The sequence below is a fragment of the Halorubrum sp. GN11_10-6_MGM genome (genome assembly GCF_005435165.1).
Taxonomy (GTDB): Archaea; Halobacteriota; Halobacteria; order Halobacteriales; family Haloferacaceae; genus Halorubrum.
The window spans coordinates 1-26,562 of the sequence record NZ_SGUC01000026.1; the positions used below are offsets into that span (position 1 = coordinate 1).

General features: G+C 70.1%; 22 protein-coding genes and 1 pseudogene. 9 read left to right on the plus strand and 14 right to left on the minus strand.

From position 1 onward, the window contains the following. Positions 1–377: 377 nt before the first annotated feature. Positions 378–1,694: a DNA double-strand break repair nuclease NurA gene (locus EXE46_RS12070; protein ID WP_137688641.1), complete on the minus strand. Its 1,317-nt coding sequence runs from the start codon at positions 1,692–1,694 to the stop codon at positions 378–380. A gap of 265 nt (positions 1,695–1,959) precedes the next feature. Here EXE46_RS12070 and EXE46_RS12075 point away from each other — a divergent pair, with 265 nt between their 5' ends. After that, positions 1,960–3,867: a methyl-accepting chemotaxis protein gene (locus EXE46_RS12075; RefSeq protein WP_137688642.1), complete on the plus strand. Its 1,908-nt coding sequence runs from the start codon at positions 1,960–1,962 to the stop codon at positions 3,865–3,867. A gap of 55 nt (positions 3,868–3,922) precedes the next feature. Here the strand turns inward: EXE46_RS12075 and EXE46_RS12080 are convergent, their stop codons facing one another. The 4 genes from EXE46_RS12080 to EXE46_RS12095 form a co-directional block, all read right to left on the minus strand. Continuing rightward, on the minus strand, positions 3,923–4,327 hold the full coding sequence (locus tag EXE46_RS12080; RefSeq protein WP_137688643.1) for a hypothetical protein: 405 nt from the start codon (positions 4,325–4,327) through the stop codon (positions 3,923–3,925). Between the two features lies 1 nt (position 4,328). Further along, positions 4,329–4,838 (minus strand): DUF2240 family protein, encoded by a 510-nt coding sequence (locus EXE46_RS12085; RefSeq protein WP_199234161.1) that lies wholly within the window; start codon positions 4,836–4,838, stop codon positions 4,329–4,331. Between the two features lie 63 nt (positions 4,839–4,901). Continuing rightward, positions 4,902–6,215 (minus strand): MFS transporter, encoded by a 1,314-nt coding sequence (locus EXE46_RS12090; RefSeq protein WP_137688644.1) that lies wholly within the window; start codon positions 6,213–6,215, stop codon positions 4,902–4,904. A gap of 69 nt (positions 6,216–6,284) precedes the next feature. Beyond that, positions 6,285–7,760, minus strand: a complete 1,476-nt coding sequence (locus tag EXE46_RS12095; protein WP_137688645.1) for a Na+/H+ antiporter NhaC family protein — start codon at positions 7,758–7,760, stop codon at positions 6,285–6,287. Between the two features lie 231 nt (positions 7,761–7,991). Between EXE46_RS12095 and EXE46_RS12100 the strand changes: the two genes are divergently transcribed. Beyond that, positions 7,992–8,975 (plus strand): GTPase, encoded by a 984-nt coding sequence (locus tag EXE46_RS12100; protein ID WP_137688646.1) that lies wholly within the window; start codon positions 7,992–7,994, stop codon positions 8,973–8,975. Between the two features lie 46 nt (positions 8,976–9,021). Here EXE46_RS12100 and EXE46_RS12105 read toward each other — a convergent pair whose 3' ends face one another. The 3 genes from EXE46_RS12105 to EXE46_RS12115 form a co-directional block, all read right to left on the minus strand. Then, positions 9,022–9,765: an SIMPL domain-containing protein gene (locus tag EXE46_RS12105; RefSeq protein ID WP_137688647.1), complete on the minus strand. Its 744-nt coding sequence runs from the start codon at positions 9,763–9,765 to the stop codon at positions 9,022–9,024. Positions 9,766–9,825: 60 nt separating this feature from the next. Further along, positions 9,826–12,138 (minus strand): formate/nitrite transporter family protein, encoded by a 2,313-nt coding sequence (locus EXE46_RS12110; RefSeq protein WP_137688648.1) that lies wholly within the window; start codon positions 12,136–12,138, stop codon positions 9,826–9,828. A gap of 75 nt (positions 12,139–12,213) precedes the next feature. Then, positions 12,214–13,488, minus strand: a complete 1,275-nt coding sequence (locus tag EXE46_RS12115; protein ID WP_137688673.1) for a TIGR00341 family protein — start codon at positions 13,486–13,488, stop codon at positions 12,214–12,216. Between the two features lie 138 nt (positions 13,489–13,626). Between EXE46_RS12115 and EXE46_RS12120 the strand changes: the two genes are divergently transcribed. From EXE46_RS12120 to EXE46_RS12145, 6 genes are all read left to right on the plus strand, one after another. Further along, positions 13,627–13,875: a hypothetical protein gene (locus tag EXE46_RS12120; RefSeq protein WP_137688649.1), complete on the plus strand. Its 249-nt coding sequence runs from the start codon at positions 13,627–13,629 to the stop codon at positions 13,873–13,875. 244 nt (positions 13,876–14,119) lie between these two features. Beyond that, positions 14,120–15,001, plus strand: coding sequence for a homoserine kinase (locus EXE46_RS12125; protein WP_137688650.1), 882 nt, complete (start codon positions 14,120–14,122; stop codon positions 14,999–15,001). Between the two features lie 170 nt (positions 15,002–15,171). Continuing rightward, positions 15,172–16,221 carry a metal ABC transporter substrate-binding protein gene (locus EXE46_RS12130; RefSeq protein WP_137688651.1) on the plus strand — a complete coding sequence of 350 codons (1,050 nt, stop codon included), beginning with the start codon at positions 15,172–15,174 and terminating at the stop codon, positions 16,219–16,221. After that, positions 16,218–17,147: a metal ABC transporter ATP-binding protein gene (locus EXE46_RS12135; RefSeq protein WP_137688652.1), complete on the plus strand. Its 930-nt coding sequence runs from the start codon at positions 16,218–16,220 to the stop codon at positions 17,145–17,147. The genes EXE46_RS12130 and EXE46_RS12135 overlap by 4 nt, the downstream gene beginning before the upstream one ends. Next, positions 17,144–18,310: a metal ABC transporter permease gene (locus EXE46_RS12140; protein WP_137688653.1), complete on the plus strand. Its 1,167-nt coding sequence runs from the start codon at positions 17,144–17,146 to the stop codon at positions 18,308–18,310. The genes EXE46_RS12135 and EXE46_RS12140 overlap by 4 nt, the downstream gene beginning before the upstream one ends. Positions 18,311–18,441: 131 nt before the next feature. Then, complete coding sequence (locus tag EXE46_RS12145) at positions 18,442–19,122, plus strand: metal-dependent transcriptional regulator (protein ID WP_137688674.1); 681 nt, start codon at positions 18,442–18,444, stop codon at positions 19,120–19,122. Between the two features lie 51 nt (positions 19,123–19,173). On the opposite strand, the pseudogene EXE46_RS12150 reads toward EXE46_RS12145, so the two are convergent. After that, a pseudogene (locus tag EXE46_RS12150) lies at positions 19,174–20,863 on the minus strand (HTTM domain-containing protein). A 189-nt stretch (positions 20,864–21,052) separates the two neighbouring features. Here EXE46_RS12150 and EXE46_RS12155 point away from each other — a divergent pair. Then, positions 21,053–21,469 (plus strand): thiol-disulfide oxidoreductase DCC family protein, encoded by a 417-nt coding sequence (locus tag EXE46_RS12155; protein WP_137688675.1) that lies wholly within the window; start codon positions 21,053–21,055, stop codon positions 21,467–21,469. A 42-nt stretch (positions 21,470–21,511) separates the two neighbouring features. On the opposite strand, the gene EXE46_RS12160 is transcribed toward EXE46_RS12155, so the two are convergent. The 5 genes from EXE46_RS12160 to EXE46_RS12180 form a co-directional block, all read right to left on the minus strand. Then, positions 21,512–22,066: a dihydrofolate reductase gene (locus EXE46_RS12160; RefSeq protein WP_137688654.1), complete on the minus strand. Its 555-nt coding sequence runs from the start codon at positions 22,064–22,066 to the stop codon at positions 21,512–21,514. Further along, on the minus strand, positions 22,066–23,094 hold the full coding sequence (gene thyA, locus EXE46_RS12165) for a thymidylate synthase (RefSeq protein WP_137688655.1): 1,029 nt from the start codon (positions 23,092–23,094) through the stop codon (positions 22,066–22,068). The genes EXE46_RS12160 and thyA overlap by 1 nt, the downstream gene beginning before the upstream one ends. 142 nt (positions 23,095–23,236) lie before the next feature. Next, positions 23,237–23,833 (minus strand): metal-dependent hydrolase, encoded by a 597-nt coding sequence (locus EXE46_RS12170; RefSeq protein WP_137688656.1) that lies wholly within the window; start codon positions 23,831–23,833, stop codon positions 23,237–23,239. Positions 23,834–23,935: 102 nt separating this feature from the next. After that, complete coding sequence (locus EXE46_RS12175) at positions 23,936–24,322, minus strand: hypothetical protein (protein WP_137688657.1); 387 nt, start codon at positions 24,320–24,322, stop codon at positions 23,936–23,938. A gap of 31 nt (positions 24,323–24,353) precedes the next feature. Continuing rightward, positions 24,354–26,507 (minus strand): pentapeptide repeat-containing protein, encoded by a 2,154-nt coding sequence (locus tag EXE46_RS12180; RefSeq protein WP_137688658.1) that lies wholly within the window; start codon positions 26,505–26,507, stop codon positions 24,354–24,356. Between the last annotated feature and the right edge of the window lie 55 nt (positions 26,508–26,562).

A 26,562-nucleotide genomic window follows, 5' to 3' on the forward strand; every position in this document is an offset into this window, starting at 1 on the left:
TCCCCAGCCTCGTCGCTCACGCCCTGCGGGCGTTCGCGACGAGGCTGGGGAGGCGTGAGGTGCGGGGCGGTGCTGTGCGGGGCGGGACTCGAAGGGGCAGTCGCGAGGCGGGCGCAGGCGACGGCAGCACCGCAACGAGGGAGCGAAGCGACGGAGTGAGGAGCGCCCCGAGCGTGCGCCCGCCTCGCGACTGGGGCTTCGGCGGTGTTCGTGTCGGCCAGCGCTTTATAAGTAAAACTGACCTCGTATGGCCGAGCGACTGGGGCTTCGGCGGTGTTCGTGTCGATCCGTCAGTAACGGTTTATAAGCGGACGACTGGGAATTTGGCAACGTTCTCAGCCGGTCCTGATCAGGGGTTTAAAATATCGACGGCGGGGTCAGTACGTCTCTTTCCCCCACCTGAGGTCGTCGTACGTCGCCTGCTGGTCGCTGCCGAGCCGCTCTTCGAACTTCCGGCGGAGCGCCGCCTTCTCCGTGGCCGAGATCCGCGCCAGCTCGTCCGCCTTCGCGACCGGCTCCGGCGGGCCGCGCGTCGCGGCCACCTCCGCGACCACTTGCCGGGTGAGCCGCTCGCGGGTCGCCGCGTCGCGCGTGAACGCGTACGGCGCCTCCAGCTTGTACGTCACGTCGGTCCGCGGGTCGTAGACGACCATGAACGTCGGCTCGTACAGCTCCGGGTCGAGCTCGCGCTCGACGCCGAGCGCGTCGCCGTCCGCGGCCATCGGCGCGTCCGCGCCGCCGCGGCTGCGGAACCACGTGGTGAACGTGAGATCGTCGTCGAGGCGGGCGCCGCGGTCGGCGGTCGGGTCGTCGCGGTCGACGGCCAAGTCGCCGCCCCCGGTGCCGGCCACACCGGTGGCGTCCCCCTGCTCGCGTCGCTCCAGCAGGCGGGTGAAAAGCGCCGTGTCGTCGGGCCACGGCGACTCGACGCCGGCGCGCGCGAGCGCCCGGACCGCCGTACCGCTCGCGGGGTTTTTGACGAACCCGGCGAGCGGCACGTCGCGGTTGACGAAGCGCTCGACGAGGCGGACGTACTTCTCGATCACCGCGCGGGGCTTCGCCTCGCGGGCGAGCGCGCCCAGTTCGGGGTCGCGGTCGGCCCAGGTGAACAGCTCCTTCGGGTAGATCGGCCCGTCGAGGACGAGCAGGTCGTCGACCGCGTCGGCGTGGTCGAGGGCGTGGGTTCCCTCCGCGAGGTATAAGGCGAGCGCGTGGACGACGCGCTCCGCGTAGCGGTTCACGCGCGGGACGTGGAGGACGCGCTGGCGGGTGTGGCCCTCGTCGCGCTTCGTCCACTCGCTGTCGAAGCCCGCCGTCGAGTCCCCGGCGTGGACGGTGGCGACGATAGTGCGGTCGCGGTGGAGGTCGAGGTCCGTCGGCGAGCTCGCCATCGCCGCGTGCGCGACGTCGACCACGAGGCCGTTCTTGAACGTCGTGGGGTTGATCGTCCCCGAGTCGAGACCGTGAACCGTCTCGAACGGGCGCTCGGCGAGCGCGACGTCGTCGATGGCGGCCCGGCGGCGCTCGTGGTCGCCGAGCGCTTCGATCACGACCCGTCCGTCTCGGCGGAGTTCGGGGAGCCACTCGCGCCACACCCGCTCGGCGAGGTCGTCGTGGTCCGTCGCGTCCACGTCGCCGCCGATGCCGTACGCGAGCTGGGCGATGTTCTCGACGTGGATCGGATCGAGCGTCACGGGCGTACGGCGGACCGGACCGATATAAAAGCCGTCGGCCGCGCGGTCAACGCCGCCCCGTAACTCCCGGTCGGCCGGGGTGATCACCCCCTCTCAGCGAATATGTTCGACTATCGCCGAAGAAGCAGCAAAACTGTCAGGGAATTTGACTCCTTCGGGATTTCCGGGGTGCGGCTTAATTCGGCCCGAATCCGTCGCTAAACGACGGTATCAGCGATAATAGTTGGAGGCAACGTGTTTTTATACAGTACGACAATCGACGCGTATGGCAGAGACTGCGACCGGCGTCGACGCGGGGGGGTCGGACGGGCTGGCGGCGAGCGTCCGGGACGTGATCCGGTACATCCCGGACGGCACCTCGATGCCCGAGGAGATGTGGAAGCCGCGGCATCGGAACATTCTGATTCTGACTGCGATTCAGGTGCCGGTGTTGATCGCGATGGGGCTGTACAGCGGGACCGAGCCGTTCACCGGCGCGCAGATCCCCGCGACGCCGCTGTGGATGCTCGGCGCGTTCACCGCCGCTATCCTCGGGACGGCCGCGCTGGCGAGTTGGTCGCGGCTCAGTCGCCGCCAGCGGACGGTGCTGACGGCATTCAGCCTCATGACCGTCTCGATGGCGCTGGTGAAGCTGTCGGGCGGGTACATCGAGGCGCACTTCAGCTTCTTCGTGTTCGTCGCGGTCCTCGCGCTGTACGAGGACTGGCTCCCGTTCGCCGTCGGCGTCGGGTACGTGGCGATCGGCCACGGCGCGTTCAGCCTCATCGACTCGAGCCTCGTATACAACCACACCGCGGCGATCGAGAACCCGGTGATCTGGGGGGCCATTCACGCGTTCTTCGTCCTCGGGCTCGTCGGCGCGCTCATGGTCAACTGGTACTCGATCGAGAAGTCGCGCGAGGCGGCGCGCGAGCAGCTCGAACTGGCGGAACAGAAGCAGTCCGAGATACAGGACGTCGAGGCGGCGAAGGCCGAAGTCGAGCAGCGCCGCGAGGAGGTCGAGCGCCTGAACAGCCACCTCGAAACGAAGGCGGACGACTACAGCGCCGCGATGGACCGCGCTGCCGCCGGCGACCTGACCGTTCGCCTCGACGCTGAGAGCGAGAGCGAGGCGATGGCGCAGATCGGCGAGGCGTTCAACGGGATGATGGACGACATCGACGAGGCGATGGGCGAGGTCCGGTCGTTCGCGCAGGAGGTGTCGACCGCGAGCGACAACACCGTCGACGGCGTCGAGACGGCGGCCGACCGGAGCGAGGTCGTCAGCCGGTCTGTGGGGGAGATCGCCGAGGGCGCGGACGAACAGCGCGAGATGCTCCGGCAGGTGTCCGACGAGATGAACGACCTCTCGGCGACGATCGAGGAGGTCGCCTCCTCGACCGAGACCGTCGTGGACGTCGCCGAACAGACCGCCGACATCGCCGACGACGGCGAGGAGACCGCGGAGGCCGCGATCGAGCGCGTCAAGGAGTCACGCGAGGCGCTCGACGCCGCCGCGGGGACCGTACAGCAGCTCGACGAGCGGATGGAGGACATCGGCGAGATCGTCGACCTCATCGGCGACATCGCCGAGCAGACGAACCTGCTCGCCCTGAACGCGAACATCGAGGCGGCCCGCGCGAGCGGGAGCGGCGGCGGAAGCGACGGGTTCGCGGTCGTCGCCGACGAGGTGAAACAGCTCGCCGAGGAGACCCAAGACGCCGCCACGGAGATCGAGGAGCTCATCGGCGCCACGCAGTCGCAGACCGAGGGAACGGTAACGGCGGTCCGGAGCGCCGAGGAGAACATCGCCGCGGGCGCCGAGGCGGTCGACGACGCCGCGGACGCGTTCGCGCGAGTGTCTGACAACGCCGCGGAGACCGGCGAGGGGATCCGCGAGATCAGCCGCGCGACGGACGATCAGGCGGCCAGCACGGAGGAGACCGTCTCGATGGCGGAGGAGGTCGCGGACATCAGTGTGTCGACCGCCGACGAGGCCGACGCAGTCGCCGAAGCCGCCGACGAACAGCTGGCCGCGATGGACGAGGTGACCGCGGAGGCCGGCTCGCTCGCGGAGCAGGCGGAGCAGCTCGGCGCGCTCGTCCGGGACTTCGACGTCTCCGGCAGGGGGGTCGACCCCGACGGTGCGCCCGGCCCCAACGTCGCAGTCGGCGACGGCGGCCAGCCCGAGTAGTCGACGCCGGTACGGCGGTGGCCTTTTTACCTAGTTGAGTCGGTAACGCGGCAGCTCATGTCGATTCCTCGCCGTTCGGATCGTTCCGGATCGCTTCGAGGACGGACAGCGCTCGCTTCACGCCCGCGCCGTCCTCGACGAACACCAGCGTGCGCGGGGAGTGGGTCGCCTTCGGTCGGACGCGGAGGTCGGCGTCCGTCGCCGCCGTCGCGGCCGCGTCCGGGGCCGCGATCGCCTCGATCCGCGCGCGCTCCGGCTGGACGTACACCTCCGCGACGGGTTCGGCGGAGTCGTCACGCCCGCGGACGATCCGGTAGGCCCGCGCACCGTCGGCCGTCGGTTCGACGTCGGGGTCGGCGTCGACGACCGTCAGCCCGCGGAGGTCGCTCTCGTTGCCGGTCACTTCCGAGGCGAGCAGCTGTGCGATCCGGACGCCGTCGGTGAGGCGGTCTGCGACCATCTCAGGCCGCCTCCCCGTCGTCGACGTCGGTCGGGCCGGCGGCGTCGCTCCCGTCGTCTCCCGCCTCGGCGGCGAGTTCCTCGCGCACGTCGGCGGCGAGGCGGTCGACCGCGGCGCCCTGCTCGCGCGCGTAGAGGACCGCGGCGGCCTCGATGGTGACCGCCAGCGCGCGCTGGCGTTCGTTGATCTCGGCGACCGCGCGCTGTTTCTCGACGCCCGCGGCGACGATGGCGTCGAGCGCGCTCTCGAAGGTGGACTGCTCGCGCAGGACCGACTCGTCCGGGGTGAACCCCTCGGGCACGGTCACCTCGGTCGGGTCGAACTGCGGAACGAGGTCGCCGTCCTCGGACGCGAGCAGCCCGCGCCCGACCGCGACGTCGACGAGTCGCTTCGCCTGATCGGGCGAGAACCACTCCCGCTCTAACGACAGCGCGACGACGAACTCGCCCTGCCCGAGCCGGTCCTGCGCTCGGGTCTTGAACGGGGCGGCGACGGCGACCTCCAGGCTCATGTGAGACGGACGGCTCGGCTGGCGCGTAAACGTGTCGGACCCGGGGTCACGTCCCGCCGCGACTCAGTCGGACGCGCGCGGAGCGACCGTTCGCCGGTCCACCGCGAAGACGACCGCCGCCCCGACGAGGACGAGCGCCCCGGCCGCGCCGAACGCGACCACGTAGCCGACGGCCGCGAGCCAGCCGCCGAGGACGCTCCCGACGCCCCCCGCGAGCGCGCCGAGGGCGGCGTGCGCACCGAGGGCCTCGCCGCGGATCGCCGGCGGGGCGAGCCGGGTGACGACGACGCCGGCGGTGACCGCGATCACGGCCCACGAGAGGCCGACGGCGGCGAACGCGGCTCCCAGACCGACGAACCCGAGCGCTCCGGCGCCGAGCACCGGGGCGGCGACCGCCACCAGCGGGAGGACGGCGGCGCGCCCGACCAATCCGGCGACCTGAAGCCCCGCGACGCTTCGCTCGTTCGCGAGCCGGCCCGCGGTTCCGAACGCGACCGCGGCGGCGACGCTGTTGACCAGGTACAGCGCGAACGTCCCGCCGGAGCCGAAACCGACCTCGGTGAGGAACGCCGGGAGGGGGGCGAAGAAGGCCGCGGATCCCGAGAGGAACAGGAACACCGCGAGGAAGTACGCGGCGAGTACCGGAGTAAAGCGCGCCGCGAGCCGGCGCGGGTGGAGCCCGCGGAAGTCGGTCCGCGCGAGCGACCCCGGGAGCGTCGCGCCCCGTACCGCGAACCGGTCGGCCCGGCGGATGGCGCGACGGACGCGGCTCCCCGAGGGGACCTCGATCGGGCCGCCGGCGCGGTCCTCGGACGGGTCCGCCGGGAGCGTTCGGGCGGCGGCGACACAGGACAGCCCCCCCGCGACCGCCAGCGGCGCGAACAGCGAGCGCGTGGCGGCCGCGGGCGACAGGACCGCCGCGCCGCCGACGGTCCACGCCGTCCCGAGCAGGAGGCCGAGCGCCCAGCCGATCCCCTGATAGCGGTTGAGCGCCGCGATCCGTTCGCTCCACGCGGCCTCGGGTGCGCCGGCCACCGCGAGCAGCGTCAACACCGGCGTCGCGGCCGCGAAGGCGAACCAGACGACGGCGTTCGCCGCGATCACCGCGGGGATCCGGTCAGTGAGCGGGACGACCGCGACCGCGGCGGTGGCGGCGGCGAGCGCGCCGATGACGAGGCCGCGGCGCCGGCCCGTCCGGTCCGCGACTCGACCGAACCACAGCGCGCCCGGGACTCCGACGACGGCGGCGACGGCCGCGAGCACGCCGAGGACGAACGGACCGCCGCCGAGATCGACGACGTACAGGGGGACGACGAGCGAGGCGCCGCCGAACGCGACCGAGGCGAGCCCCCACGCGTACAGCCATCGGTCGGACATGGGCGAGATCGTTCGCCCGCGGGGCATAACGGATCCGGTCCCGGTGGGGCCGGACGTCCCCGCGACGCCTCAGTCGTCGCCCCCGGAGGCCACAGCGGCGGAGGCCTCCGCCCCGTCGGCGCCGGCGTCGGCCGAGGTCGGGCTCGCGTCGATCGTGTACCCGGTCAGAGCCATGCCGAACAGCACGAGCGGCGAGAAGTACGCGAACAGGTAGTACGGCGCGTACTCCAGCGTCGGCACGCCGGTGGCGCTCGCCATGAAGACGGCCCCCGCGTGCCACGGGAACAGCGCGCCGGTCGGCGTCCCGGCGGCCTCGACAGCGCGCGAGAGCTGGTCGGTGTCGAGTCCGAACTCGTCGTAGGTGTTCCGGAGCGTGACGCCGGGGAGGACGATGCTCATGTACTGCTGAGCGGTGAGCGCGTTGATGAAGATCGCCGAGACGCCGGTCCCGGCGACGAGCGCGCCCGGACTCCGCACGGCCGACGTGAACGCGTGGGCGATCACCGCGAGGACGCCCGTGCGCTCCAAGATCCCGCCGAGCGACAGCGCGGCGACGACGACCGTGATCGTCCACGCCGAGCCGGTGAGCCCGCCGGTCGCGAGGAGTTCGTTCACCGTCTCCGAGGCCGATTCCGGCGCGGTGCCGTACATGAACGTCTCCCACGCGGCGACGAATCCGACCCCCTGAAGCAGGATCGTCGTGAACGCGCCGGCGAAGACGCCGGCGACGAGGGTCGGGAGCGCGGCGTACCCGCGCAGCGCCAAGCCGAAGGTGACGACGAGCGGAATGAAAGCGACGACGGTGATCGCGTACGTCTCGGTGAGGCCGTTCTGGATATCGGTGATCTGGCCCGCCGGGATGGAGCCGCTGATCTGGAGTCCGACCGCGGCGAACGCGATCACGGCGAGGCCGAACGCGACGGCCGTGCCGGTGCGCATCCGGCGGATGTGGCCGTAGAGGTCGGTGTTGGTGACCCCGGCCGCGAGGTTCGTCGTGTCGGAGAGCGGCGACTGCTTGTCGCCGGCGTACGCGCCCGAGAGGACCGCGCCGACCGTCATCGGCGCGGGGACGCCGAGCCCGGCGCCGATCCCGACGAACGCGACGCCGAGCGTCCCGACCGTGGTCCACGAGGAGCCGATGGCGAACGCGACGACGGCGGCGAGGACCGCGGCCGCCGGGAGGAACGTCGTCGGCGAGAGGATCTCCAGCCCGTAGTACATCAGGCTCGGGATCGTGCCGGCGCTGACCCACGTCGCGATCAGCCCGTAGATGGTGAAGATGATGAGAAGTGCCTGCAGCCCCATCACGAGTCCGTTCGCGATGCCGTCGAACAGGTCGTCCCAGTCGTAGCCGAGCCACAGCCCGAACGCGCCGACGAAGGCGATACTCCAGAGGAGCGGCGGGTGCGGGTCTAAGCCGAGAACGGCCGAACCGATACCGAGGAACGCCACGACGGCGAGGACCGGAACCAGCGCCGCCGCGAGGCTCGGGCGGCGGTCCGGGTCGAGGTCGTCGTACGCCGTGGGCGTGAACGAGCGTGCCATGAGCGAGCGTATTTCTCTGAGGCATAAGTATGTCTCGAAATATGCGCGAAGAGGATAACGATCGATCATCTCGATCGCGCCCGTCGGAGTCGGCGATCTCCCGGGGGACGCCCCTCCGACGATCGCCGCGCATCCCGCTCGGGAACCAGCCGCGTCCGACCGTGCGCCGGCGTGTCGCGGCGGTCCGCGAACGGACGCTCTTATACGCGTCGGCGGCGAACTCGGGGTAACATGATATTTGAGGGCCTCCCGACGACTCCGCGCGCGGAGGAACTCGTCGACAAGGCGTTCTCGCGGGCGGCGCGGGCCGGGCGCGCGAAGCGCGGCCACGAGGCGCAGGAGTCGATGCTCCGGACCGCCGGTAACGTGCTCTCGGACAACTTAGAGAACGTCGTCACCTCGTGGCCGGACTTCGGCTTCGACGTCGACCCGTTCTACTACGAGCTCGCGGACGCCATCGTCGACGTCGACCGGCTCCGACAGGCGCTCTCGCAGGTGATGTGGGCCAGCCGCCAGATCGAAGACCTCCGCGACGAGTACACAACGAAGATCCGCAACTCGGACGTGGACACCGCGCGGAAACACCGCAAGCAGGCGTTCGCTCGCATGGCGGACGTGATGGACCAGATCGAGTCCGACCTCCGCTACATCGGCGACTCCCGCGACCAGCTGAAGGTCCTCCCGGACGTCAGGCCCGACGAGCCCGCGATCGTCGTCGCCGGCTACCCGAACGTCGGCAAGTCCTCGTTCGTCAACCGGGTCACCCGGGCGTCGAACCAGATCGCGGAGTACCCGTTCACGACGAAGGGCGTCCAGATCGGCCACTTCGACCGGAACCACGTCCGGTACCAGATCGTCGACACGCCCGGCCTCCTCGACCGTCCCGAAGACGAGCGCAACGATATCGAGCGGCAGGCGGTGAGCGCCCTCGAACACCTCGCGGACGCCGTCGTCTTCGTCATCGACCCCTCCGGCGACTGCGGCTACCCCCTCGACGTCCAGCTGGAGCTGCGCGCGGAGGTCCGCGAGCTGTTCGGCGCGGACGTGCCGCTGCTCACCGTGGCGAACAAACACGACCGCTTCGAGGCGGTGAAAGCCGAGTCCGTCGACGCGACGATGAGCGTCACGGAGGACGAGAACGTCGAGGCCGTCCTCAACATGGCCGTCGAGGCGGTCGGCTACGAGCCCGACCTCCCCACCCGCGACGGGGAGTAGCCGGGGTCGCGTCTCGGCGAACGGGTCTGAAAAATCGGTCGGTCGATCAGGCCGAAACGGCCTCGTACACGACGTTCACCGTGACGCGCACGGTCACGTCGCCGGTCTGGACGCTCGTGGACGCGGCCGCGTCGCCGCCGTCCGCGGCCATGTACCGCTCCGTGACGAAGGGGGACGTCCCCGACTGCGCCGTGGAGGCCTCGTACACGCCGACCACTTCGAGGTCGCTTGCGTTCGCGAGGACGGCCGCGTCGTCGTCCGCGTTCGCCATCGCGGCGGTAATCGCCTCCTCGCGGAGCTCGCGCTCGCGCTCCTCGCTCAGTCCGAACTGGATCCGCTGAACTTGGTCGGCGCCGGCGTCGACCGCGACGTCGATCACCTCGCCGACGGCGTCGACGTCGTCGAGCTCGATCGCGTACTGGTGGATCCCCTCGTACCGGGTCCGGTTGGGGTCGTCGCGGGTCTCGTAGCTCTCGCGGACGTCGTACCGTTCCGTCCGGATCGCGTCCTCGTCGAGCCCCCAGTCGGTCAGCGCCGCGTGGAGGTCCGATTCGCCCGTCGCCAGCTCGTCGCGCACGGCCCCGGCGTCGTCGCCGGTCGCGGTGACCGCGACGCGAAGGGTGGCGCGGTCCGGTGCCGACGTCGCCTCGCCGCCGGCCGTCACTTCGATGCTCCGCTCCAGTTGCGCGTCGTCGCCGCCGGTCGGAGTGGCGGTCCCCGCGAGCCCCGCACAGCCGGCCAGCGCGACGAGCGCCGCGATACCGATGAGTGCCGTCAGTCGCCTGTTCATACGCGACCCTTCGCTCCCGGGCCACGTATAACGCGCAGATAACACAAAGAGCCGTTTTCGCTATCGGCCGTCACCGCTCGCGTCGTCGCGGTCGGCGTCTTCGGCGTCCGCGTCTTCGGCGTCTTCGGCTTCGGCATCCGCGGCTTCGGCGTCGTCGTCCCCCGCGTCCGCGTCTTCGGCGTCGGCTTCCTCCGCCGCCTCCTCGTCCGCCTCGTCGTGGTCCACGACGTACGTGTCGTCGAGGTGCGGCTGTTCGTCCGCCAGCGCGTCCTCGCCGCCGACCGATTCACCGGAGCCGACCGCCTCTTCGGCGTCGGCCGACTCCTCGCCCTCGTCGAGCGCGTCGGCGGCGACGGCGTCCGCCGCGTCGCGGTCGGCGGCACCGCCTTCGCCGTCTCCGTCGTCGGTGGCGGCCTCGCCGTCGCCGCCCCCGTCGCCAGCGTCCCCGGCGTCGTCGTCCGCCTCGTCGTCGAGCGCTCGCACGTCGGTCCCCTCGGACTGCTCCGGGTCGCGCTCGACGCCGCGCGACAGGTCGGTGGCGCGGCGACCGGAGCCGAACAGGCGCTCGCGCAGCGACCGGCTGCTCGGTCGCTCGGTGAGCAGCACCGAGGCGTCGACCTCGTGGATGACGTCGAGGTGGAGCGAGTTCGAGACGAGCCGCGAGAGCAGTCCCTTCTCGGTGGCGCCGATGATGACGAGCGTCTTGTCGGCGGCGGCCCGGCAGATCCCGCCCTCCACGTCGCCGCCGTCGTCGACCACGAGGTCGGCGTCTTCGAGGCCGTGTTCCGCGGCCCAGTTCGCGAGGAACGCCTCGCCGCGCCCCCTGTCGCCCGGGTGGTCGACCACGTGGAGCAGCGTCACCTCGGCGCCGGCAGTCTCGGCGAGCACCTTCGCCACCTCCGCGCTCAGGTCGGAGTCCGGGCCGCCCGAGGTCGGGATGAGGACCCGCGAGGTGTCGAGGTCGCGCTCGTTGAGGATGAGGAAGTCGCAGGGGAGCTGGTTGGTGAGCTCGTCGATCGGCCGCTCGGCGCGGGCGGCGCTCCACAGCTGGTCGTCGCCCCACCCCATCAGCACGGCGTCCGGGCGCGTCCGGCGCGCCATGTTGAACACCTCCTCGAACGAGCGGTGCGAGACGACCGTGGAGGTCGACACGTCGACGTCGTAGTCGGTCGCGGTCGACCGGAGGTCGTCCATCCCCGCGGCGGAGACGTTCGCGATCCGCCGCCCCGCGTCGCCCGAGGACAGCGACATGCGCTCGGGCGCCTGAACGACGTGGACGATGTGGACGACGCCGTCCTCGTGGTTGCTCGCGAGCCGCGCCGCCAACTCGACGATCGGCCCGTCGGTCCGGGGGTTCGTGATCGGCACCATGATCCGGTAGCCCTCACCCGCGAACAGCGTCGCCTCGGTGGCGTCCAAGATCGGGACGTACGACCGCCCGGCCGCGCGACCGAACACCCATTCGGGGACGGTGAGACGGCGGCTCACGCCCTCGAAGCGCGCCTCTTCGAGGCGCTCCTCGCTGGTCTGGAAGTAGTTGACGAGGGTGACCAGCACGACCCCGCCGATCGTGTTCCCGAGCAGCACGGGGATCACGAAGCCGACGATCCCGGAGTAGAGGCTGATCTCGGCGCCGTACAGCGGGATGCCGTCCTCGAAGAACAGGAAGAGGACCTCAGTGAAGGAGACGACGACGTGGAACAGGTCGCCGAGCGGGATCGCGAGGAACGCGAGGTAGACGACGAGCATCCGGCTCACGGAGTCGGTGGAGGCGAAGCCGACCCAGACGACGCCGGCGACGATGAGCCCCGCCATCGCGGCCTTGAAAAAGAGCGGAACGAACTCGACCGTGAACCCGCCCTGCGAGATGTACCGCGCCGCATCGACGGTCTCACCGGTGAACACCCCGCCGTAGGAGAGCACGAGCGCGCCGATCCCGCCGCCGACGAAGTTGCCCGCGAGGACGATCGTCCAGTGGCGGAGGAGCGTGGGGAGGCTCGCGAGCCGTTCGAGCGTGAGCGCCACCGGGGGCAGCGTGTTCTCGGTGTACAGCTGGTAGCCGCCGATGATGATGTAGATGAACCCGAGCGGGTACAGCAGCACGCTCAGTATCGGATGAGAGCCCGTCGCCGCCGTCAGCGACGCGTACAGCATGAACGTGATCGTGATCGCCAGCCCGGCGGCGAGCCCGCTGAAGAACAGTTCGCGGCTCCCCGAGGTCACCTCCTCGTCCGCGGCCGCGATGATCCGCTGGAACACCTCGTCGGAGGAGAACCGGTCCCGGACGGCCTCGCCGACCGCGGGCGCGCCGCTCCGGGACCGCTCGACGACCTCCCGCATCGAATCGTCGTCGGGGTCGGTTGCGTCAGTCACTGGCGAGACCCACGGCGCCCCCGTAAAAAGGAGTTCCTCTTCCGCTCACGTCCGCGCGGCGAGAGAACCTGTGGATCAGGCGCGCTCGACGGTCACCGTGCGGGCCTCGACGGCGACCTCGCGGCCGACAACCGCCTCGATCCGCTCGTCGAGCGCGGGCGCGATACCCTCGACCGCCGTTCCGGGCGGGACGCCGACCCGGACCACCACCCGCTCGGTCACGAGGGGCGGCACCGTCCCGCTGCGCTCGACCGTCAGATCGAGGAGTTCGTACTCCGAGTCCAGCGCCGTCAGCTCGTCGCTCGCGGCGGCGCGGATGTCGGCCTCGGTGGTCGAGGCGACGTACGAGTCGTAGGTGACGCCGCCGAGGAACACGGAGAGGAGCGCGATGGCGACCGCCAGCACGGCGACGCGCTTGAGGAACGCGGCGCGCGCGTTGTCCTCGCGGAACCAGCGCTGCGGGCGGTACCCCTCGTACCACAGCACGACGAGCGCCGAGAGGTTGATGGAGAGGAGGTTGACGGCGACGATGACCCCGGCGCCGATCACGAGCCGCGGGATGGCGAAGGCGACGCCGATCCCGACCGCGGCCGCCGGCGGGATGAGCGCCACCGCGATCATCACGCCGACGAGCGTCGCGGAGACGCCGGTCATCAGGGAGACGACGCCGGCGACCCCCGCGCCGATCGCGACGACCAACACCAGCACGTTCGGCGCGAGCCGCTCGGAGACCTCGGCGAGTTCGAGCGGGTCGAGTCCGGGCGGGACTAAGGCGAGCGAGCGCAGCGCGAACGCGAACGCCGTGGCCGCGAGGACCGCGACCGCGACGCCGATGACCTGCATCCGCACCCCACGTCGGAACAGCGCCTCGTCGTCGACGACGGTGCCGATCGCGGCCGACATCGCTGGCCCGATGAGCGGCGCGATCACCATCGAGCCGACCACCGTCGCGGGCGAGTCGAGCAGGAGCCCCGCCGTGGCGATCACCGCCGAGATGACGGTCATCAGCACGTACGTTCCGAGCCCCGAGGCGAGGTCGTCCGCCTTCGCCTGGAGCTCCTCGCGCGAGATGCGGTCGCCGCCGTGCTCGGCGTCCTCCGCGTACTCCTCCTCCAACGCCTCGAACCGGCGCGAGATGACCGTCTCGGCCGCGACGATGACGGTGTAGGTGCTCTCGTCGATCCCCGCCTCCCGAAGCCGGTCGAGGACGGGCTCGACGGCGGCGGTCGGCAGCGGGAACGTCGCGACCGCGGTGTACTCGCGGCCGCTCGTCTCGTCGGTGACGACGTAGTCGACCCCCTCGTCGTCGAGCGCGCGGACGACCGCGGCCCGCTTGCCCGCCGGTATCATGACCTGAACGAGTCGCACGGTCGCCGGTCGCGCCGACGGCTCTTATAAGGTCGGCACGCGACGCGGCCGCGCCGGCGTCTCCCCCGGCCGCGAGAAACGGAACTTTAATGCGCGAATCGCTCGGACCTTCGGACAAGAATGCTCTCGCCGCTGGTCATCGACACGTTCCTGCTCGACTACCACCTCGGGCACGTCATACTGTTCGGGCTCGTCGTCTCGCTTCTGGGAGCCGCGCCGCTGAAGTCCCAGAAGATAATCGCGTCGATCTTGGCCGTGTTCGGAGTCGTCTTCCTGGCGGCGCCGTACACGACGATGCCGCCGACCTTCATCCTCATCGGCATCCCGCTCGTGCTTGTCGGGACGCTGCTGTGGACGATGGCCCGCTGACGGCCCCGTCACACGAGAGATCGCCAACTGACCGGGACGCCCGGCCGAACTCCTCCCGACCCGGTCGGGTCGTGTCGTACGGTTCTCCCCGTCACCTCCTCCCTCCGCCGCCGCGACTCTTCTGTCGCCGCGGTCTTTCCCCCGCGACTTCTCTGCTGCGACCCTTCCCCCGCGACCTCTCCGCCGTCGTTCCGATTTCTGTTCGATCCCGCTCCTTTTTTGCCCACCGGAGATACTCCCCGCCATGGTAACGGTACGGGCCCCCGCGACGAGCGCGAACCTCGGTAGCGGCTTCGACGTGTTCGGGGCGGCCCTCTCGCGGCCGGCGGACGTCGTCACCGTCGAGAAGGCGGCCGAGACGACGATCGAGGTCACGGGCGTCGGCGCGCAGTACATCCCCGAGGATCCCGAGAAGAACACGGTCGGCGCCGTCGTCGAGGCGCTCGACGCGCCCGCACGCATCCACATCGACAAGGGCGTGCGCCCGGCGTCGGGACTCGGTTCCTCGGCCGCAAGCGCCGCCGGCGCCGCCGTCGCGCTCAACCGACTGTACGACCGCGGGCTCTCTCGGGAGGAGCTGGTCCCGATCGCCGCGGAGGGCGAGGCGGTCGTCTCGGGCGTCGCGCACGCGGACAACGTCGCCCCCTCCATCCTCGGCGGCTTCACCGTGACGACCGCCGAGGGGACTCGGTCGGTCGACGCCGCGATCCCCCTCGTCGTCTGCCTCCCCGACGTGGCGGTCTCGACGCGCGACGCGCGCCGGGTCGTCCCCGAGACCGCCTCGATGGAGGACCTCGTGGAGACCGTCGGCAACGCGGCGACGCTCGCGATCGGAATGTGCCGCTCGGACCCGGATCTCGTCGGGCTCGGCATGAGCGACCCCGTGGTAACGCCCGAGCGCGCCCGACTGATCACCGGCTACGACGACGTGCGCGAGCGCGCCTTCGGCGCGGGCGCGACCGGCGTCACCGTCAGCGGCGCCGGGCCCGCGGTGATCGCCGCTTGCCGCGAGCGTGACCGCCGAGACGTCGCCGCCGCGATGCTCGACGCCTTCGCCGGCGCCGGCATCGAGGCGCGCGCGTATCAGACCCGGATCGGCCGCGGGTCGACCGTTCTCGACGCCTGACCGGCTCGCGGTCGCGCTCGACCGACCGAGACGAGTCGGCGACTGAACCGCCGAACAGCGACGGCGCCGACGACGGAACTCATATATGCGCGTGAAACTCTAGGATTAGACGAGTCAAATAATTGGATGTGGTTCTTGACATGGAATCTGATCGAGACGACGACCGAGTAGTGACGCGACGTGACGCGGTGCGCGCCGGCGGAGCGACGGCGCTGGCCGGTCTGTCCGGCTGTACGGCCCTCCCGAGCGCGCCGGTCGGGACCGGGCGCGCCGGAAGCGACGACGAGGGGCCGGTCGCCGTGGCCTCCTTCTTCAGCTTCTACGACTTCGGGCGACGGATCGCCGAGGGGACCCCGCTGACCGTCGAGAACCTCGTTCCGACGGGGCTCCACGGCCACGGCTGGGAGCCGAACGCCAGCATCACCCAGCGGATCATCGAGGCGGACGCGTTCGTCCACGTCGGCGAGGAGTTCCAGCCGTGGGCCGACCGCGCGATCGAGACCGTCGAGGCCGACGGGACGGACACCGCGCTGATCAACGTCCGGGAGGGGATCGACCTCGTGGACCTCGCAGCGTCCCTCGACCGCGACGAGGAGGGCGTCGGCGCCGAGCGCGGCAAGGACCCGCACTTCTGGTTGGACCCGCTGCGCGCGAAGCGGTCGGTCGACAACATCGCCGCGGGGTTCGTGGACCTCGTCCCGGACCACGCCGAGACGATCCGCGAGAACGCCGCGACCTACAAAAGCGAGGTCCTCGACCGGATCGACGCGGACTACGCGGCGATCTTCGAGCGCTCCGACCGCGACGTGGTCCAGCTGGCCGCGCACAACGCCTTCCAGTACATCGGGGTTCGCTACGGGGTTCGGATGCGGCCGCTCGTCACGAGCCTCGCGGCGAGCGGCGACGTCAAGCCGGCGGACATCCGCGAGGCGACGCGAGTCATCCGCGAGAACGACATCCGGTACATCGCCAACGGCGTCTTCGAGTCGCAGCGGCCGGCCCAGCAGCTCGTCCGGGAGACCGACGTCGAGGCCTACTTCCCCGTCACGCCGTACGCGGGGGTGCGCGAGGAGTGGGTCGCGGAGGACTGGGGGTACGAGGAGATCGCGTACAACATCAATATGCCGACCTTCGAGATCGTCTTAGGCAACGAGACGCCCGAGGACGCGGCCCCGACCGAGGGCTGGGTCGAACAGTGGCGGAACTTCGAACCGATATGAGCGCGAACGACACCGACGCCGCGAGCGACACCGGAAGCATCGACCGCGCGACCGACCGCGGGACCGACCACGCGACCGACGCCGCCGCCGAGGCGAACGGGCCGGTCGTCGACCTCGCCGACGTCACGTTCGGTTACACGGCGACGCCGGTCGTCGAGGACGTGTCGCTGACCGTCGACCCCGGCGAGTACGTCGCCGTCATCGGCCCGAACGGCTCCGGGAAGTCGACGCTGATGCGGCTGCTGCTCGGGCTGCTCGCCCCCGATGCGGGGACGGCCCGGCTGTTCGGCGAGGACGCGGAGCGGTTCGACGACGGGGAGCGCGTGGGCTACGTCGCCCAGCAGGCCAGCGCCGCGAAGGAGATGCCGATCACCGTCCGCGAGGTCGTGAAGATGGGTCGGTTCCCGTACGTCGGAGTCGACCGGCTCTCCGACGGGGACGAGACGGTCGTCGAGGACCTGTTCGACGAGCCGGTGCGAACGGCGCGGCGAACGGCCAACGCGGTCTCGGGGCGGCTCGCGGCCGCAGACTGGGAGATCGTCGACGACGCGCTCGCGACCGTCGGGATGAGCGCGTTCGCCGACCGGCGCATCGGACAGCTCTCCGGCGGGCAGCGCCAGCGGGTGTTCATCGCCCGGGCGCTGGCGGGCGAGGCCGACCTGCTCGTGTTGGACGAGCCGACCGTCGGCGTCGACGCCGAGTCGGTCGACGCGTTCTACGACCTGCTCGGCGCGCTCAACGACGCGGGCATCACCGTGCTCCTCATCGAGCACGACCTCGGGGCGGTCGTCGAGCACGCCGACCGCGTCGTCTGCCTCAACCGCGAGGTGTACTTCGACGGCTCGACGGACGAGTTCGTCGAGAGCGACGCCTTAGCGCGGGCGTTCGGTACCGAGGCGCGCTTCCTCACGGGGGGTGCGGAATGAGCGATCCGCTGACGGCCGCGGTCGCCGCGTGGCTCGTCGCCGCCGTCGACCAGTCGCTCGGCGCGGCCGACCTGCCATTGACGCTCGCCGCGGTCGACAGCTCGGCGGCGCTCGCCGCGGTGAGGCACTCGGCAGCGATCGCCTTACAGGGCGGCCTCGCCGACGTCGGCCGGGCCGTCTTCGGCGTCCTCCTGTGGGTGTTAGACCAGTGGTACTGGCTGATGGACTGGGCGTACTACTTCACGGGACTGGAGATGCTGGACCCGCGCTACCGGTACATGCACCGGGCGCTCTTGGTCGGGCTCTGCGTCGGCGTGATGGCGCCGCTGATCGGGACCTTCCTCGTCCACCGACAGCTCGCGCTGATCGGGGACGCGCTGGCGCACACGGCGTTCGCCGGGGTCGCGGTGGGACTGTTCCTGAACGCCGTCATCGACCTCGGGGTGTCGCCGTACCTCACCGCGGTCGTCGTGGCGATGATCGCCGCGCTGTTCATCGAGCTCATCTCCGAGACGACGGACGCGTACAACGACGTCTCGATGGCGATCGTCCTCTCGACCGGCTTCGCGTTGGGGACGACGCTCATCAGTCTCAACGCGGGCGGGCTCGCGGTCGGCGTGAACCAGTTCCTCTTCGGGAACCTCTCGACGGTGTCGCCCCAGAGCGCGGCGATCCTGCTGGTGCTTTTCGCCGTCATCGTCGGGACGGTCGCGGTGACGCGCAACCAGCTCCTGTACGTGACGTTCGACGAGACCGCCGCCGAAGTCTCGGGGATCTCCGTCAACTGGTACAACCGCGTGATGGTGATGTTGACGGCGCTGGTAGTCGTCGGCGCGATGCAGATCATGGGTGTCATCCTCGTCGCGGCGATGCTGGTCGTGCCCGTGGCGGGCGCGACGCAGGTGTCGCGCAGCTTCACCGAGTCGCTCGTCGTCTCGGTCGTCCTCGCGGAGCTCGCGGTCCTCCTCGGCATCGGCGTCGCCTACTACGGCGGCGTCACCGCCGGCGGGGTGATCGTGCTCGTCGCCGTGGGGATCTACGTCTGCGCGGTGGGGATCGGAAAGCTTCAGTCGGCCCGCGGCGAGCGTGAGATCACCGACATGGGGAGCATCGAAACCGACGGCGCCGACGGCGGCGCCGGAACCGGAGGTGATCGACCGTGACGGCCGAGGAGAGCGGAGCCGGCGGCGGCGGAGACGAGGCCGACCGCGACGGGGGATCCGGAACCGAGGGCGGCGAGAGATCCGGGGCCGACGCCGGCGACGACGGGTCCGGCCCGAGGGCGTCGTCGGACGTGATCAGCGCGGTGATGGAGGATTACATCAAGTCGATCTACGCCATCGAGCGCGACACCGGGGAGCGGGTGTCGACCTCCGCGCTCGCCGACTACCTCGACGTCACCGCGCCGACGGTCTCCTCGATGATCAAGAAGCTGGAGGAGCGCGGGCTGGTCGACCGGGAGGAGTACAAGGGCGTGACGCTCACCGAGGAGGGCGAGGTCGTGGCGCTCGAGATCCTGCGACACCACCGGCTCCTGGAGGCGTTCCTGACCGAGCAGCTCGACTACAGCTGGGTCGACGTCCACGACGAGGCCGACCGGCTCGAACACCACGTCTCGGAGAAGCTGAGCGATCGAATCGCCGAGGCGCTCGGGAATCCGCCGGTCGACCCGCACGGCGACCCGATCCCCGACGCCGACCTCTCGCTCCCGGAGGCGGGCGAGACCGTCCGGCTGGTCGACGCGGACGAGGGCGACCGCGTGATCGTCCAGCGGATCCGACACCAGGGCGACGCGGAGCTGCGCTACCTCGCCGACGCCGGGGTCCGGCCGGGCGCCGAGCTCACCGTCGTCGACGTCGCGCCGTTCGGCATGGTCACCGTCGAGACGCCGTCGGACGAGCAGAGCCTCCCGGCCGAGATCGCGCGCCTCATCGAGGCCGAGCCCGCCGACGGCGCCGAGGGAGACGGCTCCTGAGCCCTCCCGTCCGCCGGAGTCACCGGTTTTGAACGAACGCGCTCGGCCGACTCACTCGTTCTGAACGAACGGGCCCGAACAGTCGTACTCGATCAGCTCGAATCGCCCGTCGGCCAGCACCGTCCCGTTGTAGGGGTCGGTCCGCTCGTACAGCTGGTAGACGGTGACGTTCTCGACGCCGGTCGCGTGAGTTCGGTTCCACTCCGCACAGAGGTAGTTCGCGAGGTACGAACGGTGATCCTCGTTTGCCCCCGACTCGACGTTAGAGAGGTACTTCCGCCAGCGGGCGGTCGGGTACGTCGCGTCGACGCTCGGCGGTCGATCCAGCGAGACCGGTGCGTCGTGTAACACGTCGCGCTCGCTCCCGTTTTCGAGGACCCCGGGCGCCGCGAACCAGTGGGTCGTGCGGACGGGTTCCGGCGCGAACATCTGCCAGTGTTGGTCCATCTCGACGGTTTCGAGGACGTCTTCGCCGGGCTCCGGCACCTCGGCGTACCCGACCGACGCCGCGCTCGAAAGGAGGATCAACGCGACGAAGGCGGCGGGCACCACCGTCGCGAAGACGGCGCGGCCGCGTTCGATCCCCGAAGAGAGGGAGTCGCCGAGGCGGGCGCGATCGCTGCGGCGGACGCGGTCGCCGAGGGACGAGCGCGACGGCGACGGATCGAGCGACGCGAGCCTCCCCCCCGGCGGATTCGAGCCGCGCCCGCCAGCGATCGAGGGTCTCGGACGGTCCGAACCGGTCGAGTCCGCGCTCGGCGGCGTCCCAGACCGGCGTCTGGAAGAACGGAAGGAAGCCGACGACGGAGATGATCGGAAAGAGGTCGATCCGCATCGTGGCCGCCATCCCGAGATGAGTGCCGACGAACAGCGAGGCGAGCGCGGCGCGCGGAATCCCCGTGAGAACGACCAGAAGCGGCGAGGCGAAAAGCAGGGCGACCCACACGAACGTGGCCGCCCGCAGCAGGGCGGGGAACTGGCCGAGGTGGTTCCCGAGGTGGTAGGTGAAATGGTCCGCCTGCATGACGTACGCGACCGCCTCGCCGCCCAGCCAGAGGTCGCCCTCCAGCTTGTGAACGGCGTTCGTGACGTACATCACCAGTATCTGGAGGAGCACTCCCATCGAAGCGACGGTCGCCACCGCGGGACCGCGGCGGCGTCCCGTGTCGGCGTCGGACGCGGAGTCGCCCGCGGCGGCCCCGTGATCGCTCGCGGAGCCGCCTCCGTGACCGCCCGCGGCGTCCGCTCGCCTGAGGGCGTCGACCGACCAGCGCGAGCCGAGCGGGAGGAAGAAGCCCCAGAAGAGCAGCATCGCCAGAAGGGCGTCGCCCGCGTTCAACACCATCGGGTTCCGGGCCTGAAGCGAGAGCAACAGGAGCCACGAGACGGCGGTGGCGAGCCGCGTTCGGTACCCCACGAGCAGCGCGAGCGCGACGACGCCCGCGACCGCGAACAGCGACGCGACGGCCCACGACTCGCCGGAGAGCGCGTGGAGCGAATACGCGCCCGAGTAGTCGGCGAACAGCGCGCGACGCGGGAGGACGCCGGCGTCGGTGTAGAAGGCGGTAAGGGACCGAGCGCGGCGGAGCAGGTCGGCGATCAGGATGGCTCCGAGTCCGATCCGGAAGGCGGCGAGCGCGCGCGTGTCCACCGCCGTCCGCGCGGCGAGGGCGGCCGAGAGCCGACGGACGGCCGCCGAGAGCCTCGATCTGAGCGTTCCGAGGAAAGAAGTTCGAGCCATCGTGCGATACCCGTTTTGTTGGAACAGCTCTGAAAACGGCATAAGCCTTCCGTACGCCCGAACGGTGGCTCACGTCTCGGTGGCCGGTCGGCGGCGTCTTGGTGGCCGGTCGGCGGCGTCTCGGTGGCCCGAACCGAAGCCGAGGCGACCGGAATCCTGAACTGCGCGGCCGTCCAAGTGCGGCCGGTAATGGAGCGGGAGATCCCCGACGACGCCGCGGTCGTGCTCTTCGACGGCGTCTGTAACCTCTGTAGCGGGTTCGTACAGTTCATCGTCCCCCGCGACCCCGAGGGGAAGTACCGGTTCGCCTCGCTACAGTCCGACGTCGGACGGGCGCTGCTGGCGGAACACGGTCTCCCGACCGACGAGCTGGAGTCGATCGTCCTGATCGAAGACGGCGAGGCCTACGTGAAATCGGCCGCTGTCATTCGGATCGCGAGGGGACTCGGCGGCCGTTATCGGCTGCTCTCGCCGTTCCGACACGTCCCGGCGCCGGTCCGCGACCGCGTGTACGACTTCGTCGCCGACCACCGATACCGGTGGTTCGGCAAGAAGGACCGGTGTATGATGCCGTCCGGCGACATGGAGTCGCGGTTCATAGAGTGAGCGGGACGCCTCACGGGAGGTCGGCGACGCTGTTCTCGCCGCTCACGCCGCGTCGCGTCGCTCGTAGGTGACGAACGCGAGGTCGCCGTCGGTCTCCCGGTGGCGTTCGACCCACGCCTCGGCGTCCCACTCCGGGAATCTGGTGTCGCCGTCGGGACGCTCGGGGATCTCGGTGACGACCATCCGGTCGGCGCGGTCGAGGAACGCCTCGTACACCGTCGCGCCGCCGATGACGTAGACGGCGTCGACGCCGCGGGCGCCGGCGTCGGCGGTCGCGCGCTCGACGGCGTCCTCGATGCCGTGGGCCACGACCGCGCCGTCGGGGAGGTCGTCGTCATCGATCGGGCGGGTAGTCAACACGACGCTGGTGCGGTCGGGGAGCGGGCCGCCGAGCCGGTCGGCGATGCCCGCGTACGTCTTCCGGCCGACGATCACCGGGTGGCCGGTCGTGAGCCGCTTGAAGTGCGCGAGGTCCGCGGGGTAGTGCCACGGCATCCCGTCGTCGTCGCCGATGGTCCCGTCCTCGGCGACCGCGGCGACGAGGACGAGATCGGGGTCGGCGGGCGCGCTCCCGTCGGCGCCGTCGGCGTCCGCCATCACTCGGCGACCGCGAACGAGATGCCGTCCGCGGAGTCGTAGTCGACGACCTCGACGTCCTCGTAGGTGAGCTCGTCGAGCGGCACGTCCGCGATCTCGATCCGCGGCCGGTCGCGGGGGGTCCGCGAGAGCTGTTCGAGGAGGCCGGGCACGTGGTCGTACTCCTCCTGTCCGTTCGGCTCGTCGGGGGCGGTGCGCTCGACCCAGCTCTTCACGTCGAGGTACCCCTCCTTGCGCTCGACGTTCGCGAGCCGCTCCTGAACGTACCGGAGGTTGTTCGCGTACCACTTTCCGCGGTCGCCGCGGCCGCAGTAGACGTGCGCGTCGACGACAGTGTGGCCGAACTCGCCGACCTCGAAGCCGGTCCGCTGGGCTAAGGCGTTCGCGAGCAGCGCGTACGCCGCGATGTTGAACGGGACGCCGAGCGCGATGTCCCCCGAGCGCTGCGTCAGGTGGAGGTTGAGCCGACCGTCTTGGACGTTCACCACGAAGGTGTAGTGACAGGGCGGCAGCGTCGAGACGGCGGCGTTCGCGGGATGCCACGCGTTCACGACCATCCGGCGGGAGTGGGGGTTCTCTTCGAGCGTGTCGAGGACGTACTGGATCTGGTCGAAGGTGCGTCGCGTCGTCCCGTCGGCGTCCTCCTCGACGGTGACCCAGCGCTCGGCGTCGTCGGGCCACGTCTCGCCGGGGAGCGCGGCGTCGTCGTCCGGAACCGGGTAGCGGCGCCAGAACCGCCCGTACGCCGTGTCGAGCCTGCCCTCGTCGTCGGCCCACGCGTCCCAGATCTTCGTCTCCTCGCGGAGGTTCCGGACGTGCTCCTCGCCGGAGAGGTACCACAGCACCTCGTGGATGAGCGAGTTCCAGCGGTAGCCGTCCATCTTCTTGGTGGTTAAGAGAGGGAATCCCTCCGCGAGATCGACGGTGTACTGCCCGCTGAACGTCGCGATGGTGTCGACGCCGGTCCGGTTCGGCTTGTACGTGCCCGTCGAGAGCGCGTCGTCGACGAGGTCGAGGTACTGTTGCATTGGTGGTGTCCCGCGCCGGGACGGACGGCCGCCGGCGCGGACTGTTATCGGGTGAAACGAGTCGGGACACCTAATAACGTTGATCCAACGGCCGACCTCGGCCGGGACCCGAGCGGGTTTACGGGAGGATCGTTTGGTGGCGTCATCGGTACCGTTCAGGCACGTATGGGTCCAGTACCGCCGGTAATAGCGGGAAGAACACCGCGGCGGCGTCCGCGAGGCGCCGACGGAGGACCGCGTACACGGCGGCGACGATCACCGTGGCGACGACGAGCCGGCGGAGCGGCCCGTCGAGCAAGAGATACAGCGGGACCGACAAGGCGACGGAGAGTGCGAAGTCCTCGACTGCGCCGTCGTACCGGACGCCGCGGCGGGGGGCGATCCACCGCTTCCGGTGGTGGTCGTACACCGCCTTGTTGGAGTTACCCTCCCACGGGCGGAGCTCCAGCCCGCCGCCGTACATGTCGGTGACGCTGTGGAACGCCGCGCCGAGGAGGAAGAACGCGACGCCGACCGTGACCGGCGACGGCGCCAACACCGCGGCGAGCAGCGCCGGAGCCGCGATCACCGGGTAGTACACCGGATAGTGGAGCGTCCGCCGGTGGCCGACGTACATGTCTAGGTCCGGCGTGAGGCCGCCGAGGAAGCCGGCGGCGAATCCGATCGGTGCCAGCTCCGGCACCAGAAATGCCAGCGGAGCCGCGAGCAGCATCCCCGCCAGCACGTGGGTCGGAAGCATCACAGTACACGAGTCGAGGCGACAAGCGTATATGAGCGTGTCGCCCGTCGTGCGGCGTGTTTACACGCCGCTGCGCCGAGCGAGCGCGGACAGACGCGCCGCTCAGTGGAGGTACTCGAACGCGATCCGGACGTCGTCGTGTTCCTCGACGTCTTCCTTCACGCCGCGGAGCCCCTCCGCGATGTCGCGCCACTCCTCCGACCCGGACTCGGTCTCCTTGACGAACCGCCGTAAGACGGTCTCGGCGTCGGTCTCGACCGTCCGCGGAAGCAGCACGAACGTCTCGTCGCGGACTGCCGGTCCAATCTTGAGCCGGATCGCCTCCCCCTCCCGGATCTCGTGATAGAGGTCCCGTGCTATCTTCCGGTCCGGATGGTCGTAGCTGAGATCCTCGACCGCGTGGTGGAGCAGCCGCTGTATGGTGTCTCGGTCCGCGTTGTCGAACAGCGGCAGGGAGCGGCAGAAGAGCGTGTCCGGGGGAGTAGACATACCGATTCCTGTTCGACCGGTGGTATTAATTTCACCGGTGAACGCTCCGCGTCAACGCGAAGATGAACAGTCCGATCATGAACGCGCCGATGAACCCCTCGGTGGCCACGAGGAAGCTGCCGAAGAACTGCGGGACGCTCGCCGTCGACCCGAAGATGAGGGACGTGAACGACTGGAAGCTCAACAACAAGTATCCGAACTCGGTCTCGAAGGGCGGCGTCCCGACGGTTATCCGGAAGAGCAGCGCGTACCCGACGACGACCACGAGGGAGAACTCGAGGGTCCGCCGCGGCTTCTCGCCGTAGCCGCAGGTCAGCGAGAGGATCGCGTTGAGTGTCGCGAGGAACAGGAGCTTCAACCGCGTGCCTGTCGCCTCCGACCGGTCGAGAACCCGGTCAACGTACGCTCGCCGGCGGTACCACATCTCCTTCATGAAGAACCGCGAGGCGGCCTGACTGTCCCCGCTCATCTCGGCCCCGTTCTTCGCGTTCAGATACGTAACCTCTAGGTCGGACGCGTTTGCGGTCCCGAGCAACCCCTCCGACGCGGACGAGAGCCGCCGTCGCAGGCGTTCCAAGAGCCCGGCGCGGTCGGCGGACCGATCGTCGCCGGCCGCCTCCTCGCCGTCGTCGCCGTCTGGATCCAGCGAGAACCGGTTCGCCTCCATCTCGTAGTCGCTCCGCGTGGAGCCGGAGAACGTGTGGAGGTTCCAGTCCGGCGAGAGGACGTCCCGGTAGTCGGAGAAGTTGAACTCCTCGAACTTCGTGCGGTAGACGTAGAAGTGGTCGAACACCCGTTCCGAACCACTCATCTCGATGTCGACGTCCCCGATGCGTCCGTCACGGAAGTCGTAGTAGGCCGTCTCGCCGTTCTGCTGGACGAACGCCCCCGCCCGGACGTGCGCCTCCGTGAAATCCAGAGTCACGCTCGGTGCGGCCGTCTCGAGGTCTCGGAACTCCCCCCGCTCGATGCGGCTGTCGGCCAGAATCGCGCTCGCCTGGAAGGTCGTGCGCTCGAAGTGGGCCGTCCCCCCGAAATCGGCGTGGCGGAAGTCGGCGTCACCCTCGTAGACGACCCGGTCGAAGAAGGCGTCGTCGTGGAACGTCGCCTTCATGAAGCGGGCCACGTCCCCGAACGTCGAGTACCTGAAGTCGGCCAACCGGTCGAACGAACTCTCGTGGAACGACGCGTACTCGCCGAAGTCTACGTGTGCGAAGTACGTGGTGTTCCGGAACGCGCAGTACGACAGCACCGCTTCGCCGGAGAACTCGGCGAAGTGAAACTTCACCTTCCCCTCGAAGACGGTCTCGATGAAGGAGGCCTCGGAATGGAACTCCCCGTTCTGGTAGTGCGCGGGACCGACGAACTCGGCGTTCTTGAACAACGCCTCGGACTCGAACGCGGACCCGATGAACAGGACCGCGTCCCGAAACACGCTCCGCGAGAACTTCGCGGTCCCGTCGAACTCGACGGCGCGGAACTCGGCGACCTCCTCGAAGCGGCTCCCGTAGAAGTCGGCGGTCTCCCCGAACGACGCCCGCTGAAAGAGACACTCCCCGACCCATGTCGACTTCGTGAAGTCCGCCCGTCCCCCGAACGACGCCCGGTAGAAGTCGGCCTCGCCGCCGAACTCGGTCAACGCGAACCGGACGTCGCCCTCGAAGCGGGCGTCGGCAAACCGACAGTCGTCCCTGAACCGAACCTTCCGGAGGTCGACATCCCCCCGGAAGACCGCGTGCGAGGCGTTGATGTCCTCGTCGAACTCGGCGTCCGAGAAGTCGAACGCGCCGTCGACGACCGCACCGCTCAGTAACACCGGCTGCTGGATGACGGTTTGCTCGGCGCGCACGTCACCGTCGACGGTCGCGTGTCGGAGGTCGATCGGCGTGTTCGAGCCTCGGTTGACGACGCGGTGCGAGAGGTCTACATCGCCGAAGTTCGCGCCGACGTACCGCGTCGGTCCCGCGTCCCGTCCGACGAGGTCGTCCCGAAACGCCTTGGCAACCTCCGCGTCGGTGATCCCGACCTCTGAGCGCCGCTCGGCGGGCAGGTGGAACTCGCAGCGGTCGGTGCCCTCGACGGCCTCCCGGGGGCAGCTCCACTCGGATTCGAGGTGGGCAGGTCGACCGTGCTCGGCCTCCCACTCCGCCGGAACGAACCGGTACGCACAGTGCTGTGACGACACGGGTACCCTCTACCGAGCCAGCACTCGCTACCGGCTTATCCCTTGCGGCTTCTCG

Coding starts and splice junctions, on each gene's coding strand:
- EXE46_RS12075 (WP_137688642.1), top strand. CDS start 1,960: ATGGCAGAGACTGCGACCGGCGTCGACGCGGGGGGGTCGGACGGGCTG.
- EXE46_RS12080 (WP_137688643.1), bottom strand. CDS start 4,327: ATGGTCGCAGACCGCCTCACCGACGGCGTCCGGATCGCACAGCTGCTC.
- EXE46_RS12085 (WP_199234161.1), bottom strand. CDS start 4,838: ATGAGCCTGGAGGTCGCCGTCGCCGCCCCGTTCAAGACCCGAGCGCAG.
- EXE46_RS12090 (WP_137688644.1), bottom strand. CDS start 6,215: ATGTCCGACCGATGGCTGTACGCGTGGGGGCTCGCCTCGGTCGCGTTC.
- EXE46_RS12095 (WP_137688645.1), bottom strand. CDS start 7,760: ATGGCACGCTCGTTCACGCCCACGGCGTACGACGACCTCGACCCGGAC.
- EXE46_RS12100 (WP_137688646.1), top strand. CDS start 7,992: ATGATATTTGAGGGCCTCCCGACGACTCCGCGCGCGGAGGAACTCGTC.
- EXE46_RS12105 (WP_137688647.1), bottom strand. CDS start 9,765: ATGAACAGGCGACTGACGGCACTCATCGGTATCGCGGCGCTCGTCGCG.
- EXE46_RS12115 (WP_137688673.1), bottom strand. CDS start 13,488: ATGATACCGGCGGGCAAGCGGGCCGCGGTCGTCCGCGCGCTCGACGAC.
- EXE46_RS12120 (WP_137688649.1), top strand. CDS start 13,627: ATGCTCTCGCCGCTGGTCATCGACACGTTCCTGCTCGACTACCACCTC.
- EXE46_RS12125 (WP_137688650.1), top strand. CDS start 14,120: ATGGTAACGGTACGGGCCCCCGCGACGAGCGCGAACCTCGGTAGCGGC.
- EXE46_RS12135 (WP_137688652.1), top strand. CDS start 16,218: ATGAGCGCGAACGACACCGACGCCGCGAGCGACACCGGAAGCATCGAC.
- EXE46_RS12140 (WP_137688653.1), top strand. CDS start 17,144: ATGAGCGATCCGCTGACGGCCGCGGTCGCCGCGTGGCTCGTCGCCGCC.
- EXE46_RS12155 (WP_137688675.1), top strand. CDS start 21,053: ATGGAGCGGGAGATCCCCGACGACGCCGCGGTCGTGCTCTTCGACGGC.
- EXE46_RS12160 (WP_137688654.1), bottom strand. CDS start 22,066: ATGGCGGACGCCGACGGCGCCGACGGGAGCGCGCCCGCCGACCCCGAT.
- thyA (WP_137688655.1), bottom strand. CDS start 23,094: ATGCAACAGTACCTCGACCTCGTCGACGACGCGCTCTCGACGGGCACG.
- EXE46_RS12170 (WP_137688656.1), bottom strand. CDS start 23,833: ATGCTTCCGACCCACGTGCTGGCGGGGATGCTGCTCGCGGCTCCGCTG.
- EXE46_RS12175 (WP_137688657.1), bottom strand. CDS start 24,322: ATGTCTACTCCCCCGGACACGCTCTTCTGCCGCTCCCTGCCGCTGTTC.